This window comes from Parendozoicomonas sp. 209JJ7-1 (assembly GCF_058147085.1).
Genome location: NZ_JBYVJU010000007.1, coordinates 190645 through 208813 on the forward strand (window position 1 = coordinate 190645; position 18169 = coordinate 208813).

At 50.4% G+C, this 18169-nt stretch carries 14 protein-coding genes; 4 read left to right on the top strand and 10 right to left on the bottom strand.

Annotated features, from left to right (window positions below; genetic code table 11):
• Positions 1 to 183: 183 nt before the first annotated feature.
• From gcvT to gcvP, 3 genes are all read left to right on the top strand, one after another.
• Positions 184 to 1269, top strand: a complete 1086-nt coding sequence (gene gcvT, locus ACY2RQ_RS09265) for a glycine cleavage system aminomethyltransferase GcvT (RefSeq protein WP_490112682.1) — start codon at positions 184 to 186, stop codon at positions 1267 to 1269.
• A gap of 125 nt (positions 1270 to 1394) precedes the next feature.
• Positions 1395 to 1787, top strand: coding sequence for a glycine cleavage system protein GcvH (gene gcvH / locus ACY2RQ_RS09270; RefSeq protein ID WP_490112683.1), 393 nt, complete (start codon positions 1395 to 1397; stop codon positions 1785 to 1787).
• A gap of 78 nt (positions 1788 to 1865) precedes the next feature.
• On the top strand, positions 1866 to 4754 hold the full coding sequence (gene gcvP / locus ACY2RQ_RS09275) for an aminomethyl-transferring glycine dehydrogenase (RefSeq protein ID WP_490112684.1): 2889 nt from the start codon (positions 1866 to 1868) through the stop codon (positions 4752 to 4754).
• Between the two features lie 139 nt (positions 4755 to 4893).
• Here gcvP and ACY2RQ_RS09280 read toward each other — a convergent pair whose 3' ends face one another.
• The 3 genes from ACY2RQ_RS09280 to asnS all read right to left on the bottom strand — a co-directional run bounded on the left by ACY2RQ_RS09280 (position 4894) and on the right by asnS (position 9252).
• Positions 4894 to 5508 (bottom strand): hypothetical protein, encoded by a 615-nt coding sequence (locus ACY2RQ_RS09280; RefSeq protein WP_490112685.1) that lies wholly within the window; start codon positions 5506 to 5508, stop codon positions 4894 to 4896.
• A 141-nt stretch (positions 5509 to 5649) separates the two neighbouring features.
• Entirely contained in the window at positions 5650 to 6990 is a 1341-nt protein-coding gene (locus ACY2RQ_RS09285) for a DUF1329 domain-containing protein (protein WP_490112686.1), read from the bottom strand.
• Positions 6991 to 7851: 861 nt separating this feature from the next.
• Positions 7852 to 9252, bottom strand: a complete 1401-nt coding sequence (asnS, locus tag ACY2RQ_RS09290; RefSeq protein ID WP_490112687.1) for an asparagine--tRNA ligase — start codon at positions 9250 to 9252, stop codon at positions 7852 to 7854.
• Positions 9253 to 9545: 293 nt separating this feature from the next.
• Between asnS and ACY2RQ_RS09295 the strand changes: the two genes are divergently transcribed.
• Positions 9546 to 10013 carry a hypothetical protein gene (locus ACY2RQ_RS09295; protein WP_490112688.1) on the top strand — a complete coding sequence of 156 codons (468 nt, stop codon included), beginning with the start codon at positions 9546 to 9548 and terminating at the stop codon, positions 10011 to 10013.
• A 117-nt stretch (positions 10014 to 10130) separates the two neighbouring features.
• Here the strand turns inward: ACY2RQ_RS09295 and ACY2RQ_RS09300 are convergent, their stop codons facing one another.
• The 7 genes from ACY2RQ_RS09300 to ACY2RQ_RS09330 form a co-directional block, all read right to left on the bottom strand.
• Positions 10131 to 12227, bottom strand: coding sequence for a peptidase domain-containing ABC transporter (locus tag ACY2RQ_RS09300; RefSeq protein ID WP_490112689.1), 2097 nt, complete (start codon positions 12225 to 12227; stop codon positions 10131 to 10133).
• Positions 12227 to 13285 carry an HlyD family secretion protein gene (locus ACY2RQ_RS09305; protein WP_490112690.1) on the bottom strand — a complete coding sequence of 353 codons (1059 nt, stop codon included), beginning with the start codon at positions 13283 to 13285 and terminating at the stop codon, positions 12227 to 12229. Before ACY2RQ_RS09305 ends, ACY2RQ_RS09300 begins: the two co-directional genes overlap by 1 nt.
• A 159-nt stretch (positions 13286 to 13444) precedes the next feature.
• On the bottom strand, positions 13445 to 13696 hold the full coding sequence (locus ACY2RQ_RS09310) for a hypothetical protein (protein WP_490112691.1): 252 nt from the start codon (positions 13694 to 13696) through the stop codon (positions 13445 to 13447).
• Between the two features lie 36 nt (positions 13697 to 13732).
• The gene (locus ACY2RQ_RS09315; protein WP_490112692.1) at positions 13733 to 13972 is read right to left on the bottom strand and encodes a hypothetical protein; all 240 of its coding nucleotides are present in this window, start codon (positions 13970 to 13972) and stop codon (positions 13733 to 13735) included.
• A 430-nt stretch (positions 13973 to 14402) separates the two neighbouring features.
• Positions 14403 to 14876 (bottom strand): hypothetical protein, encoded by a 474-nt coding sequence (locus ACY2RQ_RS09320; RefSeq protein ID WP_490112693.1) that lies wholly within the window; start codon positions 14874 to 14876, stop codon positions 14403 to 14405.
• A gap of 258 nt (positions 14877 to 15134) precedes the next feature.
• A complete protein-coding gene (locus tag ACY2RQ_RS09325) occupies positions 15135 to 16532 on the bottom strand; it encodes an L-cystine transporter (protein ID WP_490112694.1) in 1398 nt (465 codons plus the stop codon).
• Between the two features lie 186 nt (positions 16533 to 16718).
• Complete coding sequence (locus tag ACY2RQ_RS09330; protein WP_490112695.1) at positions 16719 to 18065, bottom strand: OprD family outer membrane porin; 1347 nt, start codon at positions 18063 to 18065, stop codon at positions 16719 to 16721.
• Between the last annotated feature and the right edge of the window lie 104 nt (positions 18066 to 18169).

Genomic DNA, 18169 nt, shown 5'->3' on the forward strand with positions numbered 1-18169 from the left:
TATTCGGAATTGAATTACAGCTTTTGAGCTTTTGTCTGGAATTCTGGTTCATTCCACGATGAAATGCTCTTTGAGTTCACGATTGTGTGCCTTTAAAATGCACCTAGAGACATGAATTAAGTATTTTCCCTGGTTTTAATGCATGATCCCGGTTCGGGAATGTTTGTTTTGGGGTAAGTTTTTATGGGTAACCGTACTTTCCTGTTTGAAGCACACCAGTCAGCCGGCGGAAAAATGGTCGATTTCTGCGGCTGGGATATGCCTTTGCATTATGGCTCTCAGCTGGAAGAACATCACATTGTACGGCAGAAAGCCGGTATGTTTGATGTATCCCACATGACCGTGCTTGATGTTACCGGCGAACAGGCCCGGGAGTATCTCCGTTATCTCCTCGCTAACGATGTAGACCGTCTCACTTTCAATGGCAAGGCCCTGTACAGCGGCATGCTGAATGAAGATGGCGGCGTGATTGATGACCTGATCGTTTACCGCATGTCCTGGGGCTACCGGATTGTGGTGAACTGTGCCACACGGGAAAAGGATCTGGCGTGGATGAATAAGCAGGCCGAAGAGTTTTCTGTCATCCTCACTGAGCGTCCGGAACTGGCCATGATTGCGGTTCAGGGCCCTGAGGCCAGGACAATGGCTGCCCGTGCCGTGCTGCCTGCCCAGGCGGAACTCATTAAAAACCTGAAGATTTTTGAAGGCCAGGAGTGTGAAGGCTGGCTGATCGCCCGTACCGGTTACACAGGTGAAGATGGTCTGGAAATCACTCTTCCCGCAGAAGAGGCCGTCGCTTTCTGGGAGCGCCTGGCAGAAGAAGGTGTCAAACCCTGCGGCCTGGGCTGCCGGGATACCCTGCGTCTTGAAGCCGGTATGAACCTGTACGGCCAGGATATGGATGAAACCATTACGCCTTTGTCTGCCAATATGGGCTGGTGCGTGGCCTGGGATCCGAAAGATCGTAAGTTTATCGGCCGTGAGAAGCTTGCTGCCATTCGTACCGCCAAAGGATGGGACCGACTGGCTGGTCTGGTACTGGAGGAGCGTGGTGTTCTGCGTCATGGACAGAAGGTTGTTGTGGAAGGTGTTGGTGAAGGTGTTATTACCAGTGGTACATTCTCCCCCACCCTTGGACACTCAATCGCCTTGGCCAGAATACCCGCCGGCACCGGGGCCACTGCCCAGGTGGAAATGCGTGGCAAACGCGTTGATGTCCGCGTGATCAAGCCTTCCTTCGTGCGTAATGGCAAGAAGGTTTTTGAGTAAAAAGCTTTACAAAAGACGGGCCTGCCCAGGGTAAAATATTAAAAGATTTATACGACAGTGGCGGTTATTCGGTAATACGACTACCGCTGTATAAACGCAATAGATACGCCGTAGAGGAACAGAACATGAGCAACATTCCAGCAGAGCTGCGTTACATCGATTCCCATGAGTGGATTCGTACAGAAGGTGACGGCACTGTGACCATCGGTATTACCGATCATGCCCAGGAAGCCCTTGGTGATGTAGTATTTGTTGAGTTGCCGGAAGTTGGCGCGGCCATGACCGCTTCTGACGAAGCCGGTGTTGTTGAGTCTGTTAAAGCGGCCTCGGATATTTTTGCGCCTGTTTCTGGCGAAATCATCGCTATTAATGAAGCTCTGGTGGAAAATCCCGAGCTGGCCAACGAAGACCCCTACGGTGCAGGCTGGTTCTTCAAGGTCAAGCTGGCTGACGCCGCAGAGCTGGATGATGCGATGAACGCTGAAGCCTATGCGGCATTCTGTGAAGCTGAAGAGTAAGGGGTGACAGCTTCCGGCCTGAAGGCTGAAAGCCCCGCCTGTCGGGGCTTTTTCATCTTAAAAACGGTATAACCATCTATGACAAAACCATCGTCTCTTGCTCAGTTGGAAAATACTGAAGCCTTTGTCCGCAGGCATATTGGTCCCGGAGATGCCGAAGTCAGCGCAATGCTGAATGTTTTGGGGGAAGAATCACTGGAATCACTGCTGGCCAGCACTGTGCCCGGCAGTATTCTGCAGGATAAGCCGCCCATGTCTTGGCCCGCCAGTCGAGAGCAGGACACCCTGGTTTACCTGAAGTCTCTTCTGGAAAAAAACAAACCCGCCCGCAGCTTTATCGGGATGGGTTATTACAACACTGTCGTACCCCCCGTGATTCAGCGTAATGTTCTGGAAAATCCCGGATGGTATACCGCTTACACTCCTTATCAGCCGGAAATTGCCCAGGGACGGCTGGAAGCTCTGCTGAACTTCCAGCAGATGATCCTGGATCTGACTGGCCTGGATCTGGCCAGTGCCTCCCTCCTGGATGAAGGCACTGCTGCCGGCGAGGCAATGTCTTTAGCCCGTCGTGTATCAAGAAACAAAAAGTCTCAGCTGTTCTTTATTGATGAAGACTGTCATCCCCAGACCATTGATGTGGTGAAAACCCGCGCCGAAGGTTTTGATATTGAGGTGATTGTCGGCCCGGCCAGCGAAGCGGAAAACCATGATATTTTCGGTGCCCTGATTGCTTACACCGGCACCTGGGGTGATGTTCGTGATATTCGCGAACTGACTGTCAACCTGCGGGCGAAAAAAACTATTGTCTCTGTTGTTGCCGATATCATGAGCCTGGTGCTGCTGGAAGCCCCCGGCAAGCTGGGTGCCGATGTGGTGCTGGGTAACAGTCAGCGCTTTGGTGTGCCTATGGGCTATGGTGGCCCCCATGCGGCTTTCTTCGCCACCAGTGACAGTTACAAACGTTCCATGCCGGGCCGGATTATCGGTGTTTCTGTAGACTCCAGCGGCAATAAAGCCCTGCGTATGGCCATGCAGACCCGCGAGCAGCATATCCGCCGTGAGAAGGCCACCAGTAATATCTGTACCGCTCAGGTGCTGCTGGCCAATATGGCCTCTTTTTATGCGGTATACCACGGGCCGGAAGGCCTGCGTCGTATAGCTGAACGCATCCACAGATTGACAGATATTCTGGCCCTGGGTTTGAAGACCAGTTCTGTTGAAGTCGTAAACGACACATGGTTCGACACCATTACTATCCGTGTCAGCGATCCTGATGCGGTTATCAAGCGCACCCGTGACGCGGGTATCTGCCTGCGGGAAACCGGCTCCAGACTGATTGGTATCTCCCTGGATGAAGCTACTAACCGGGACGATATCGTTCTGCTGTGGGATGTAATTCTTGGCAAAGGCCATAACCTGACGGTGGAGGCTTTTGATATTGATCTGCAGTCCGGTTCTTCTGAATCGCTGCCCAAAGAACTGCTGCGTCGTGACGCGATTCTGACCCATCCAGTGTTCAGCAGGTATCACTCCGAAACAGAGATGATGCGCTATCTGAAGCGGTTGGAAAACCGTGACCTGGCCCTGAATCACTCTATGATTCCCTTGGGTTCCTGCACCATGAAGCTGAACGCTGCCAGCGAAATGATGCCTGTATCCTGGCCGGAAATCGGCAATCTGCACCCATTCACGCCGGTAGAACTGACCGAAGGTATTCGGGAGATGATCACCGAGCTGGATGAGTACCTGAAATCTGTAACCGGCTTTGATGCCATATGCATGCAGCCTAACTCCGGTGCTCAAGGGGAATACGCTGGTCTGATGGCGATTCGCAAGTTCCATGAAAGCCGTGGTGAAGGTGACCGGAATATCTGCCTGATTCCGTCTTCTGCCCACGGTACCAACCCAGCGTCGGCCATGCTGGCGGGCATGAAGGTTGTGGTTACTGGCTGCGATGATTGCGGTAACGTGGATGTGGCGGAACTGAAAGCCCGTGCCGAAGAGATTGGTGAACAGCTGGCCTGCCTGATGATTACCTATCCCTCTACCCATGGTGTGTACGAGGAAGAGATCCGGGAAATATGCGATATCGTCCATACCAGCGGTGGCCAGGTTTATATGGATGGTGCCAATATGAACGCCCAGGTCGGTATCAGTCAGCCCGGTGAAATTGGTGCAGATGTGTCCCACCTGAATCTGCACAAGACTTTCAGTATTCCCCATGGCGGTGGTGGCCCGGGTATGGGGCCGATTGGCATCAAGAGCCATCTGGTTCCCTTTGTGGCTAACCACAGCGTAATCAAGTTGAGTGGTCCGAACCCCGGTAATACCGCCATCAGCGCTGCGCCCTGGGGCTCTGTATCCATTCTGCCCATCTCCTGGACCTACCTGCGCAATATGGGGGGCGAAGGCCTGAGAAAAGCGACGGCTGTCGCGATTCTGAATGCCAACTATATGGCGACCCGGTTAAAGGATCATTTCCCAGTTCTCTATACCGGCCGTAACGACCGTGTGGCCCATGAATGTATTCTGGATATTCGCCCGATCAAGGCCAGCTCTGGTATTTCTGAGGAAGATATCGCCAAGCGTTTGATGGATTATGGCTTCCATGCGCCCACCATGAGCTTCCCTGTTGCCGGTACCCTGATGGTTGAACCCACAGAGAGTGAAAGTCAGGTTGAGCTGGATCGCTTTATCGATGCCATGATCTCTATTCGCATGGAAATCGATAAGGTCGAAAAAGGTGAATGGCCGGCGGATAACAACCCACTGGTAAATGCGCCCCATACCCAGGGAGATATTCTGGGTGAGTGGGAACGACCTTATACACGACAGGAAGCTGTTTACCCGGTTGAGTTTGGCGGAGGCGAGAAGTTCTGGCCCACCGTTAACCGGATAAACAATGTTTATGGTGACAGAAATCTGTTCTGTTCCTGTATTCCAGTGGAAGACTACAAGGATTGAGTGGCAAGGAAAGTAGCAGTATTGGAAAAGGGAGAACAGGTGTTCTCCCTTTTTTATGCAGTGTTTATGCAGTGGAACTGGTAGGCCGATGATGTAAGTTTATCTGGATGATTTAAATTTATCTGATAGCGGAGAGTATCTACCTGTTAAGCAGTATATGTTTGTCCGTTATTTCATCCAGCTCCAGCGCATAATCTTTCCAGGCTTCCAGATCTTCCTGAAGCCTGTGGTTCTCCTCAAAGAGTTGTTCACGTGTTTTGGTTATACCTTCATTGTCGTACCAGAGCTCTTCCTGAAGAGGTATGTTTTCTTGGAGTTCTTCGGCCATTTCATAAATCGCAACTGTCTTGCTCAGAAATTGAAGTTCCTTCTCACGGGTGGTTATAACCCCTTTCAGGCGATTGCTTTCATTCGCTGATTCTTTTTTTTCAGAGATGAGATTTTGCTCTGCGGCACTTAACTGTTGGCGAGCCTGTTCAAGTTTTTCCCGGGTCGTTGTCAGTTGGCTCTGAAGCCTTTTGAGCTTCCTGTGATTTTCTGTCCCAGTGGAACACTGTGTGGCTATGGATGTGACGGCACACTGGCGGCTGGACAGTTTTGTAGGGATAAGTCCGCAGGTAAGTTCACAGACGATCTGACGAAGACTGTTCAGGGTTTGCATAACAGATCGTCCAAACGCCTTAAGGTGCTGGACAGGCTGTTTGGCAAAACGGGCAAGGGCTGATGCTGATGGTATACAGCGCATGATATCCATAATCCTTCCCCCCCTGAATATGTAATCACTGTAAATAACTACGGGAAGAATAAAGCAGTCAGTTGAAGAACGGCATTAGACTTAAGGCGGGTAATGGACCGGTCAGGCCCGGTCCATATTATGGATATTATTAAGAGGATATTAGCGGCGGCCTTCCCGGCGCAGGGCGCTGGAGGTAAAGCCACGCTTCTTCAGGTTGGTACTGAAGTTGTACTCATCTTCCTGGTTGTTCAGTCCATCAACAAAGTAACGACCGCCTTTGAAATCGTAGATGATCTCTACGGTGCTTATAACAACGGGCACTTCGTAATAGTTAACCGGATGGGCTTCCTGATATTGAATCAGTTCACCGTCTTCGTTGTAAATATCTACCATTACTACCTGCCAACTGTCTTCATCCAGATAAAAGCGGCGTTTGGCATAGGGGTGTTTCAGGCCAGTCCGTAGTGTTGCTTCAACCACCCATACCCGGTGCAACTCAAAACGCAGGAGATCCGGGTTAAGGGTGCCAGGCTGGATAATCTGTTCGTAGGTTATGTCACCGGAGTGCAGTTTGTAACTGTTGTAGGGAATATAGAATTCCTTGCGTCCTTTCAGTTCCCAGTCATACCGGTCCAGCGCACCATTAAACATATCGGCGCTGTCGGCGGTCAGCATACCGGCTGTATCCGGCATAATATCGTAATAAGCCAGTTTGGGCAGACGGCGAACCCTGCGTTGTCCGGGGGTGTACTTCCAGGCTTTGCGGGGGGCATTGATCTGGTCAATGGTTTCCCTGATAAGTAAGGCTGTACCGGCGCTGCGGGGAGGGGCTATGACCTTGTGTTTGTAATAGAACAAGGTGTTGTCCAGATCCCTTTCACTCAGCCCTTCGCGACCGTAGTTAAAAAAGGCGGCCCGATCAAGCTTGAAAAGGTTGTAACTGCCGTTCGGTTGAACAGCGGTTCGGGAGCCAACATATTTTACGCTCTCTCCCCGGTAGCGCATAGTATGGTTCCAGATGGCCTCCTGGCCATTTTTCGGAACAGGAAAAGGAATACCCGCTGTAACCCCTGATACGCCATTACCACGGTAACTCAATTTTGCATTAACAGCATTCTCACGGGTACTGGCATAAATATGCTCGGGCAAAGACGCTGAACGGCGGGTGGGATAGATATTGAGCTTATAGTTTGGCTTACTGTTCAGCAGGGCAATGCTGCCCTCACTGAGTTTGTCCTTATAACGGGACATATTCTCTTTGGTAATTGTGGTCAGGATCTTGTCATTGGCAAAAGGGTCCGGGTGGTGATCTCCGGGTTCATATCCTTCAGGCGGAGTAGTAATACCACCTGTCCAGCGGGGAATGGTTCCTTCGCTATTGCCATTGAGTATGGCCCCAACAGGGGTCAGGTTATCACCAATGGGGTTGGCAGGGACTGGTTCCGCCTGGGAAATGCTGGATGCCAGTATTCCGATGAGTCCGTATAACAGAGTTTTCATACGACAGTCTCTGAATAATTATTATTGGTTTAGACTGAATGATAAGAGCAAACTTTATCAGTGGCTCAGTATATCTACGACAGTCCTCCCATAAAGCTCAAATATAACTTTATGTCTTGCGAGATACTACGCAATTTTGTAAGGCAATTTTGTAAGAGTTACATGCTTTATCTGCATTTTCTATGGCTGTCCAGACATTTCCGAGACATTTCCGAAAAATCTGGCCAGCCATAGTGTGTATGTGATCGGTTGAACTGATTTGGTTCAAGACTCTTTATCGATGCTTGGGCTCCATGAGTAAACCACTGGCTGTGACTCTGTCCGTTTCTCTTCTGATACATGTGACTGCTGGCTTTTTCCCTGCGCCGGCCCAGATTGATTACATAACCTTATGGTGAGCGACAGTAGTTTTGTAGTGATTCCGGAGTGATTCTTGACACTTTTCATGATGATAACTAAACAAGACCTACACTAACTGTTAGGGCTGCTGAGTATGAAGAAGTTGTCTTTTGGCTTGTTTTTTGTGATTTCCATCGTTTGTACCTCTGTGTTTGGTGAATGTTTCCCGGACGGTTGTCTGTGTGATGAATCTGGGGATACTCCGGAAGGGTGTCGTCGTTTATGCTGCAGCAAGACATGGTTCGTCAATAATTACGATGGCTATAGCTGCGGAAAAAGTCAGCCGGACCACGTTGTATATTGTCCATAAACGCTGCTGATTGTTTAACCGGCGAGAGCGAGGGAAGAACACGTCTCCTCCCTGAGGTATGACCTCAGTATTATCGGAAAGTTAAACAGTGAGCCATAGGGGGCATGGCTGCCCCCTGGCTTTTTATTGGTTTTCGTCAGTGTCTGTCGTGGCTAGAAAGACGCGTTCCGGGGGGTTCGGGGGAAGGGAATCAGCTCACGAATATTCTGCACACCGGTCAGGTAGCCCAGCAGTCGTTCAAAACCCAGACCGAAACCTGCGTGGGGAACTGTGCCATAACGGCGCAGGTCACGGTACCAGCCATAATCTTCTACATCCAGACCCATAGACTTGATGCGAGTGTCCAGAACATCCAGACGTTCCTCACGCTGGCTGCCACCGATAATTTCGCCAATGCCGGGTGCCAGAACGTCCATGGCGGCTACGGTCTTGCCGTCTTCGTTTATGCGCATGTAGAACGGCTTGATGCAGGCCGGGTAGTCTGTCACGACAATGGGGCCTTTCACATACTCTTCCGCCAGGAAGCGTTCGTGCTCGGACTGCATGTCGATACCCCACTTAACCGGGAACTCGAACTTCTTGCCGGACTTCAGCAGTACATCAATACACTCGGTGTAGGTCATACGGGTGAAGCTGGATTCAGACAGAGCCTTCACACGCTCAATGCAGCCTTTATCAACACGCTGGTTGAAGAAGGCCATATCATCAGCGCGCTTTTCCAGAATCTCGCTGCATACACTTTTCAGCAGGTTTTCAGCCAGGTTGGCTACATCGTTCAGGTCAGCAAAGGCCACTTCCGGTTCCACCATCCAGAACTCGGCCAGGTGACGGCTGGTGTTCGAGTTTTCTGCACGGAAGGTCGGGCCGAAGGTGTACACCTTGCTCAAGGCGCAGGCCAGGGCTTCAGCGTTAAGCTGACCGGATACGGTCAGGAATGCCTGCTTGCCAAAGAAATCTTCATTAAAATCAACTTCGCCCTTGTCGTTACGGGGCAGGTTGTTGAAATCCAGGGTGGAGACACGGAACAGCTCACCGGCACCTTCACAGTCGGAGGCGGTAATCAGGGGGGTGCTGGCCCAGATATAACCTTCACGGTCAAAGAAGTTGTGGATACTGTTGGCCGCTGTGTGACGTATCCGGTTGACCGCGCCAATAATATTGGTGCGCGGACGCAGATGGGCATGTTCACGCAGGTGTTCCATTGAGTGACGCTTGGGCTGCATGGCGTAGGTTTCCGGGTCCTCAACCCAGCCTGCGACTTCTACGGAGGTCGCTTTGACTTCCCAGTCCTGGCCTTTGGCGGGGGAGGCTACGATAACTCCTTTCACTTTTACGCTGCAGCTGGCAGTCAGTTTTTGCACTTCCGTTTCATAATTGTCCAGGTTGCTTTCCGCGATCACCTGAATAGGGTCAAAGCAGCTGCCATCGTGTACGGCCAGGAAGGACATGCCTGCCTTGGAGTCTCGGCGGGTGCGAATCCAGCCGCACAGTTCAACTTCGCTGTTCTCGGGCTTGTGGCCGGCCAGCAGGTCGGCGATAGGGGTATGGCTCATTGGCAGCAGTCGTTACTTGATTCGTTAATGGTTGATTATAAATTGGACGGCGAATGTGGCATAGCCGTCTGTAATATAACTGAGTCCTTCAGTGTTTCATTTAGTGTTTCAGGGTTGAGGGAAATAACAATCAGAAATATCCGCAGCCTTGGGATGTCGTTGCTATTCTTGCTTGAATCCAGCTTTACTTCCCTCAAGTTATCAGCAACACAAACCACTGCGTCAACAGAGAATGCTCAAAGATGAAAACTCTATACGCCCGACTCAGTCGTAAATCTGCACTCAGCAGACTGATGGGTCTGTTATTGCTCACAGGATCGGGGGCAGCCCTCCAGGCCGAAGAAACCGACTGGCAAGCTCTTATGAATCAGGGCAGGAGCATATCATTCGCAACTTACCAGTTTAACGACTTATGGTGGTTCGACATTTATTCCGGCCCTGGCTCAGATGATCACACACGGTTTTTGGGAGGACAAGCTGAAACAATCAACCTGCAGTCTGAAAGGATTACGGTCCTCGGAGGCGCAAGAAGGGAGTTCATAACCCACACCTCGTATGACCAGATGGTCATGTGTGTGTACCGTCAGTCTGACATTCATCCTGAAGCCACTGAACTGAAGATCGTCCGTGTTGCAACATATCCACCCGGTGATACCCGGACAGAACACGAGAGGCAGCCGGTATGCGGATACTTCAAGCTAGAACAATACAAAAATCATTTTACCAAGTATCTGGGTGATCTGGTTCATGAGAAATCCTGATATCACAGCTATACCGGAGAAGAGCAGCCAGGTCTGTGGAAAGGAGACCGTAAAAGGCCAGGGCTGAACTGCCTCTAATAGCCGGAGCTACATAAAGCTCCGGTTTTCTATGTAATCTCAGTTTAACTCAATAATATTATCCGCCAGTGTGAGAGTACTTTTACGGTGTGTAATGAGTACCAGGCTGATATCCATAGCTTTCAGATTGTTGAGAACTGCCCACTCGGTTTCTTCATCCAGATGGCTGGTGGCTTCATCGAGAAAAAGTATTTTTGGTTGGTGATAAAGTGCACGGGCCATCAGTATCCGTTGCTGCTGTCCCCCGGAAAGGGAAGAACCCAGTTCCCCGACCAGTGTCTGGTAATGCATGGGCATTTGCATTATGTCCTGATCAATGGCCGCTGCTATGGCAGAGGCTTTTACCCGTCCCATATCCGGGGACTGGGTAAAGAAGCTGATATTTTCCAGCAGAGTGCCACTGAGCAGGGAGTCATTCTGCATAACAGCGGCGGAGAGTTTTCGAAAGCTCTCAATACCAATCTGGTCCATGGAGAGTTTTCCCAGGGAGAGAGAGCCGGAATCCGCCGGTAATAAAGACATCATGGTTTTCAGCAGGGTTGTTTTCCCACACCCGGAAGGGCCGCTGATAGCGATAATCTTTCCGGGAGGGAGAATAAGTGACAGTGGCCCGAAGTGCAGGTCGGAGCCGGGATAGGTAAAACAGAGGTCTGTGACAGTCAGGGTTGTATCCTGAATGTCTGCGGGCGCAAGCCATGCATGGGTGACTTCCCGGTCTTCCGCGATAATGTCGAACAGCCTGTCCAGCATAACGCTGATCATCTTGTAATCGATCAGTTTGTCCAGAAGGCTCTGGGCTGTGGTAACAAACTGGCTGCGGTAGGCCAGATAAGCGATCAGCATACCGGCGCTGAATTCCAGAGCAAGAATAGCTTTGGCTGCCAGTAACAGCACAAGGGTATTCTCCAGTGCGGAAACAATCATGCCGCTGGAACTGAACAGTAACTGGTAACGGCCCAGGCGTATTGTCGAGTTCAGCCTGTCGGCGTAAAGGGCCTGCCAGAGCCACTGCCTGTCCTGTTCCCGGGCAAACACTTTCAGTGGCAGAATAGACTGGATGGTTTCTATCAGGCAGGAGTTTTCCCGGGCCATTGTCACCTGTTGTTTCTCTGTTTCCCGTTTGACCGCCATATAAAACCCGAAGTGAATGGCTGTCTGCAGGGCCATGGAGCAACAGACAATTAACGACAGCTTTACGCTGTAAAGAAACATCAGCACAAGGCTGATAATCACCATAAAACCATCCACAAGCCCTTCCACAAAGTCGGTGGTGATTTTCTGCTGTATCTGATCAATGGTGCGGAAACGGGACAGAATATCCCCGGTGGAACGCTTCTCGAAATAGCTCAGGGGCAGCCGCAGCAGATGGGTGAAAATATTGCTGGCTATCTGAATATTCAGGGTATTCATCAGATAGAGCACAGTGAAAGAACGGGTGTACTGTGCCAGGGCGGTTAGCAGGGAGAGGCTGCAAAAGCCGATAACCAAAAGATACAGCAGCTGAACATCATGGCCGGGAATCACCTCATCAAGAATAAACTGCATGGCCAGCGGGGTGATCACAGAGAACAGCTCAATGGCGAACGACACCAGCAGAATAATGGTCATTTGGGGCACAAGGCCGGTGATAAATGCCGCCATATCCCGCAGGGTTAACTGTTCCTTGTTTTTCACCGCCTGGAAATCCGTTCCGGGGGAAACTTCCATGGCAACACCGGTAAAGTGTTTGGACGCCTGCTCAATGGACATGGTGACCCGCCCTCTGGCGGGGTCATGGATAATCAGTTTTCCACGCCTGATTTTTTTCAGAACAACAAAGTGATTAAGGTTCCAGTGGAGAATGGCAGGGGTTCTCAGTTCATTGAGCTCCTCCAGCTCCAGCCTGACCGGACGACAGACAAGGTTTAACCCTGTCGCGATAGAGACAAGATCTGCCAGTGTTACTCCGCGAACAGATGTCGGGAATCGTCTGCGCAGGGTGGTCAGGTTGGTCTGGTAGCCCCAGTAACAGGCAATCATGGCAACACAGGCATGGCCGCACTCAGCGATTTCCGTCTGCATCTGTACCGGTAAAGAACGACCCAGTCGAAAATTAAGAGAGCGCAGAATGCCGGGAGACTTCTTCTGGTCGGCCATTACAACAGGCTCCCCCTAAGGCTCAGCAGGGGAGCCAGTACCCATTCCCAGAGATAGCGGGTTTCGCCAACAATCATGGCATCCATCAGCATGCCGGAGGTCAGCTGAATCCGACGGCCATAAGCAAGAACATAGTCATGGTTGGGAACAACAGTGATGCGGTAAAAAGGTTCGTTAGGAATATTGGGCAGTACCAGCTCTTTTGGGAGCAGGATGGTCTGGTCTATAGCGCTGATACTTGCCGGATACAGGCCAAACTTCTCGTAAGGAAAAGCCTGGTACTTAAGCATGACCCGGTCGCCGGGATGGATAAATCCTGTGCTTCTGGCAGGAGCAAACAGGTAGCCGATCAGTTCGCCACCATCGGGGGTGATAATGGCCAGGGTTTCATTAGGATTTACATACTGGCCATCCTTGGAGATTACCGAGGCAACGGTTCCGGTAACCGGAGCCCGAATGGCGTAACTGCGCTGGCTTTCTACATTGACAAGTTTCTTCTGTAACTCCGCAAGAATCATTTCCTGCTGGAGGATGTCCCTGCGTTTCTGTTCAAACTCGTAACGGGACAGATAATTTTGCCGAACCAGTCTGTCCAGTTCTTTAAGCTCATGCTGGTCGAGGTTGAGTATATCCTGCTGGCGCTGGATTTCCTGTTTCAGGTGCCGGGTCTGCTCACGGATAAAACTGTCGGACTTATTGGCAAACTCTTCCGTATCAATGCGATAAAGAACATCGCCACGATTGACATGGTCGCCCTGGATAACGGGCTGTTCACTGATAATACCAGGCGACAGTGGCTGAATCTTTACGCTGCCCTTCCTGGGGAGGATAACGCCGGTTACGCCGGTTTTTTGGGCATACTGGCCCCAGGCAAGAAAAGCTCCGAGAACCAGGGCAATAATGAAAAAAACAAGACACCAGCTGCTTGTCTGGAAGGGGCTGATGCAGAGCACTTCCCCCATGTTTTTCCGATAGTGCTGTGGTACCACTTCAGGCCGGAAGAGGGGCTGGTTGTCAGAAGGGGGTTCCGGTGTTTGCTCAGGCGTTTGTTTGGACACTGTACCAGGCCCTGAAGAAGTGGCCTGAGTAATATAGTCGGGAGAGATAGTCGGGAGAGGTTTATATCAGACAAGAAAAAACCGGAAGATAAGTTTTCTCTTCCGGCTTTCAGGCTTGATAGCCTGTTAAGTCAACTGCTCGCATAATTATTGATATTCTTAATTTACCTGACCCGACTTCGGATTTGTTACTGCGTCGATAACAAGTTTCCCTGCTGTAGAAACTATAGCGCCAAGTCCGTTGAGGATATCACTGGCACCATTGGGGTATTTTTTCTGGGAAAAGTCCGTGTAGGCCATATGGACGTCATGGACAAGGGACTCGCCCCCTTCTGTCAAATCTTTTGTGAAGGCTACCAGGTCGAATCCACCTGTTACCATTTCCTGTTCGCAGATATTGAGAGTTTTCATGATGGTATACCTTGGTGTGCAATTGCACACAGTTGATTATTGACCGGGTTTACTGCCGATGTCGTGGAACAGCTTTTTGGCTGTGCAGTAAAGTGTGCCAGCTTCTATCTGTAGATCATGGGCAAAAGCTTTATAGTGGTGTTTTTTCAGATCTCTCCCGGCAACCTTCATTTCATTTTTTAAAGCCTTTTCTCCGGCATTGAGGTCTTTTTTGAAGGCTGCGCAATTAAAACCACCGGCAACGAATTGAACGTCTGTTTGATTAAGTACTTTCATTTGTGAAAAGCCTTACCTGTTGTTCCTGCTAATCGGTTTTGATCATTTGCTGACGTTTGTGCTCCCTCGACAGCTGATCGTTCAGCCCGGCATAAGATATAAATAATTTGTCGAGCTGCTGTCAGGATAAACGTGATCTGGAGAGATTCCTGCCTCTGGAGACAGGTCTTATACGGTTTCTTTTGCCAAGGTATGAAAGCTATTCCCGGATATTTAGGTGGGTTGGGAATATTTCTGTGGCAGACGGGCCTGGGTGGGATAAAAGGGGAATAATATAGAAGGGAAAAATAAGTAATTCTTGAAACAAGCTGGAGAAATCAGCCTGTTCTTTGCAATCGTCTCTAAGAGCCTGTGCATGATCTTTCGCTTTCCACGAAATATCATGAACAGGCTCTTAGAGTGAATTTATGGGCGCAGCTTCCCCATGCTTTTACGTCTGACAATCAATATCATTCAGGTCACCTTCATAATAACACTGGTTACATGAGGGCATGCCCGATAGTGTGGGCTTGGCGCCGCACAAACCAGTAGCTTCTATGGTGTAGTTTCCTGCCGGCATGGTTATTCTGCATGTTCTTTTAAGAGCAGCACTACCGGCCCCTTCGTCACATGAAACATCCATACATTTAGGGCATATATACACCGTTGTTCCTACAGGGATCTTGTATTGGGACGTAAAGAAAAGTGACGTTGTGCTGCCAGTGTATTGCCCATCTTCGCAGACGATCTTCACCCCCAGAACAAAAGCTCCCATGTTTATTGTGTTCAGCTCATATCGCTTCTGGGAGGGATTCTCTTTATCCCAGTCATCCGTCCAGCAGGCAGCACCCTTAGCATCTTTGCCATAACTGGTCTGAAATGTAATGGCGCACAGGAATGTTACGAATAATGTTACAAAGCGCATGACGAATTGCCTCTTGCGTAAAGTTCGTAAAGTTCGTAAAGAAAGTTCGTAAAGATTAGTGGGTGACTGGGTTTTATCAGCGGGCAGCTGTCGTGATTTTGGCTCTTGGCTGTGTCTGATCCAAGTGGCTGTGCATGTAAGTCAGGTGTTCTTCAGCATAGAAAGTGATCTCATTAATGCCAGTTTATGAATGGCTGCCAGGAGTATTTACAGGGATGCGTCCCGGGCTACCCGCCGCCTCAGACGTCAGTTTAGCCATTAAGAGAGGGCTTCCATATCCAGTTCAAAGGTGTCGTTGGCGTTGAAAGTGTCCATGTCTACTTCGCCCATGGCACGTCCACCAACAAAACCAGTAGCGATAGCGCCGCTGACGTTAATCGCGGTACGCCCCATATCGATCAGGGGTTCAATGGAAATCAGCAGACCGGCCAGTTCAACGGGCATACCCAGGGCAGACAGTACGATCAAAGCAGCAAAAGTAGCACCGCCACCGACACCGGCAACACCAAAGGAACCGATAACAACGGTCACGATCAGGGTGCCGATAAAGCTCATACTGGTGGGATCAACACCAATAGTGGGAGCGATCATCACTGCCAGCATGGCAGGGTAGATACCGGCACAGCCGTTCTGGCCAATGGTGGTGCCGAAGGACGCGGCGAAGTTGGCAACACCTTCAGAGACACCCAGACGCCTGGTCATGGTCTGAATAGTCAGGGGCATGGTGCCGACGCTGCTGCGGGAAGAGAATGCGAAGCTCAATACCGGGATAACTTTTTTCAGGAACTGCACAGGGCTGGCACCAACCATGGTGACCATAATCAGGTGTACAATAAATACTGCGGCCAGTGCAGCGTAAGAGGCCATCACAAACTGAAGGAGCTGCATGATGTCAACAACGTTGCTGTCAGCGACAACCATGGTCATCAAAGCCAGGATACCGTAGGGAGTCAGGCGCAGAACAACAGTTACCATACGCATAACCAGAGTGTGTATAACATCAACACTGCCTTCGATCCTGGCGTAAGTTTCAGGCTTCCTGGACTTCAGGCCCAAAGCGGAAATACCGATAAACACAGAGAAAATCACCACACCGATAATGGAAGTGCTGCGGGCACCGGTCATATCCAGGAAGGGGTTGGACGGAATCAGGCTGAGCAGCATGCTGGGAATGGATATTGTCGCAACAGTGGCGGTACGGGCCAGCAGTTGTTCCCCACGGGCGATTTCGCGGGTACCGGCAGTGATGGATTCTGCGGCCAGGCCAAACCCCAATGCTGAGAACACGCCGATCAGGCCGGCGATGGATACAGTGATCATCAACAGACTAAGAATCCAGCCACTGATACGGCCCAGAGAGCCTGCGTCCTTCAATTTCAGGATGGCGGAGGTCACAGACACCATCACCAGGGGTACGGTAATCATTTTCAGCAGGCCCACATAGCCATTGCCGACAATGTTAAACCAGTGCAGGGATTCGTTAACGGTGTGGGAGTCACAGCCGTAGATCAGCTGCAGGGCAGTACCGAAAGCGACACCCATTCCCAGCGCAATAAATACACGACGAGTGAAGGGCATGTGTTGCTTCTGACAGTAATAAAGAATAGCTGTCAGGCCAGCCATAATGGCTATGTTGGCAATAATGGCAACAGACATTCGGTAAAATCCTTTACAGCCTTTACAGGAAGCGCACAGAGGTCTGTGCTATGGGCTTAAAGCCGAAGCGGCTGTACAGGGTGTTAGATTTTAGCCAGTGTGTCAGTTGAGGCGAACAAAAAAACACCAGCAAAGTGGGGGAGTCCTTTGCTGGTGTCTGGAGCTGAGTTATTAATTGCGACTTAATTAAAAGATCGCACGGCTGTAGGTCAGGTACAGACGGTTGGAGCGATCTTCGGCCAGCTTCTTCTGGTCGCTCTTGGCGTTGTAGTTAACATGCAGCCACTTCAGTTGCAGGCCTTTCAGCTCACCATCAAAGCTGTAGCTGAGGATGGTGCCGATTTCGTTACGTTTGAAGCCGGTCTGATTGACATTGACCTTGTTTTCTTCTATCTCGAAATCATCCGCGCCACGGCCATTGGCATACCAGAGAGTTGCCTCCAGGCCGGGCAGGCCCTGATCCGTAAATGTGTGGTTGGCTTCTACAACGAAAGCTTTTTCGCCTTTTTTGCTGTAGTCCGCCCACTGGGAGAGAGTAGAGTTGAAGGTGCCTGCGTTACCCTCATTACCGTTTCCGTCGGCCCAGTCAGCGTTTTTGGTGTGGTTGTAGCCAACCAGAACAGAAGAGTTACCGAACATAACTTTGGCATTCAGGTTGTAGTAAGAAGACTTGTCGAAGTCACCGGCCAGTTTGCCGTTACCCTTAGCTATACCGTAGCGGCCATCCAGTTCCAGATCAGTACCTTCAACGAGAGGGAAAGTGTACGTGGCCTGGACGAAGTTTTTCTTCAGGTAGTCTTTGGAACGCAGGTGCTCGGCTTTCAGATTTACACCAGCGAGGGAGTATGTTGCACCAAAAATGCTGATATTATCCAGCTTCAGATTCTTTTTACCGACAGTCAGTTTTTTAGCGAAGGCTGAAGCGTTACGGTCACTGGCACCGTTGATATAGGTGGTGTACAGGCCCAGACCCAATTCTTTAAAGTCAGCGGACAGGTCTGCACCACGGGAGCTGGCGGCCAGCAGACGGGAACCGGAGTTACCATACAGTGCAGTGTTACGTTTTTTTACACCCAGGGTGGCTTTCAGTCCAACGCTGCCAAAATCCAGTTTGCCTTTCAGGTAAGCCTGCTGGAGACCGGCAATGCCATTGGCTTTGCCATCATGGCCTTCTGCTACGTTACTTGTGTGAATCTGTTTTTTGTCTGTTTCATATTCGCCAGCTGTAAAGATGGTTTTATCTTTTGCTGCTTTTATCGGGGTTGCAAAACCAGCGGTGACAACGGCGCCCAGCATGTCATTGAAAAAATATCCGGTATCAAAGTCGGCTACAATACCCTGAACCCATTCGTCTCTGTAGTACTTGGGCAGACCATCTGCTTTACGGGTGTTGTCTTTCTGCTTCCAGAAGTAGTTCTTGTAAGTCAGGTTCAGACTGGGATCGAATTTGATCAGATCAGAGGCCTGGGCGGAAGTTGAAGCTACGGCGGCTGCGACTGCAGCACTTAATACGCCAGTTGCTAAAAGTTTCATATTATATTTGTACGTCCACGTTTGTGTTTTTGGTGCGATGAGGAGGAGTTATTGTTTTTACCTCAGCGGACAATTATTCAGGCGGGCAGTATTTGTGCTTATAG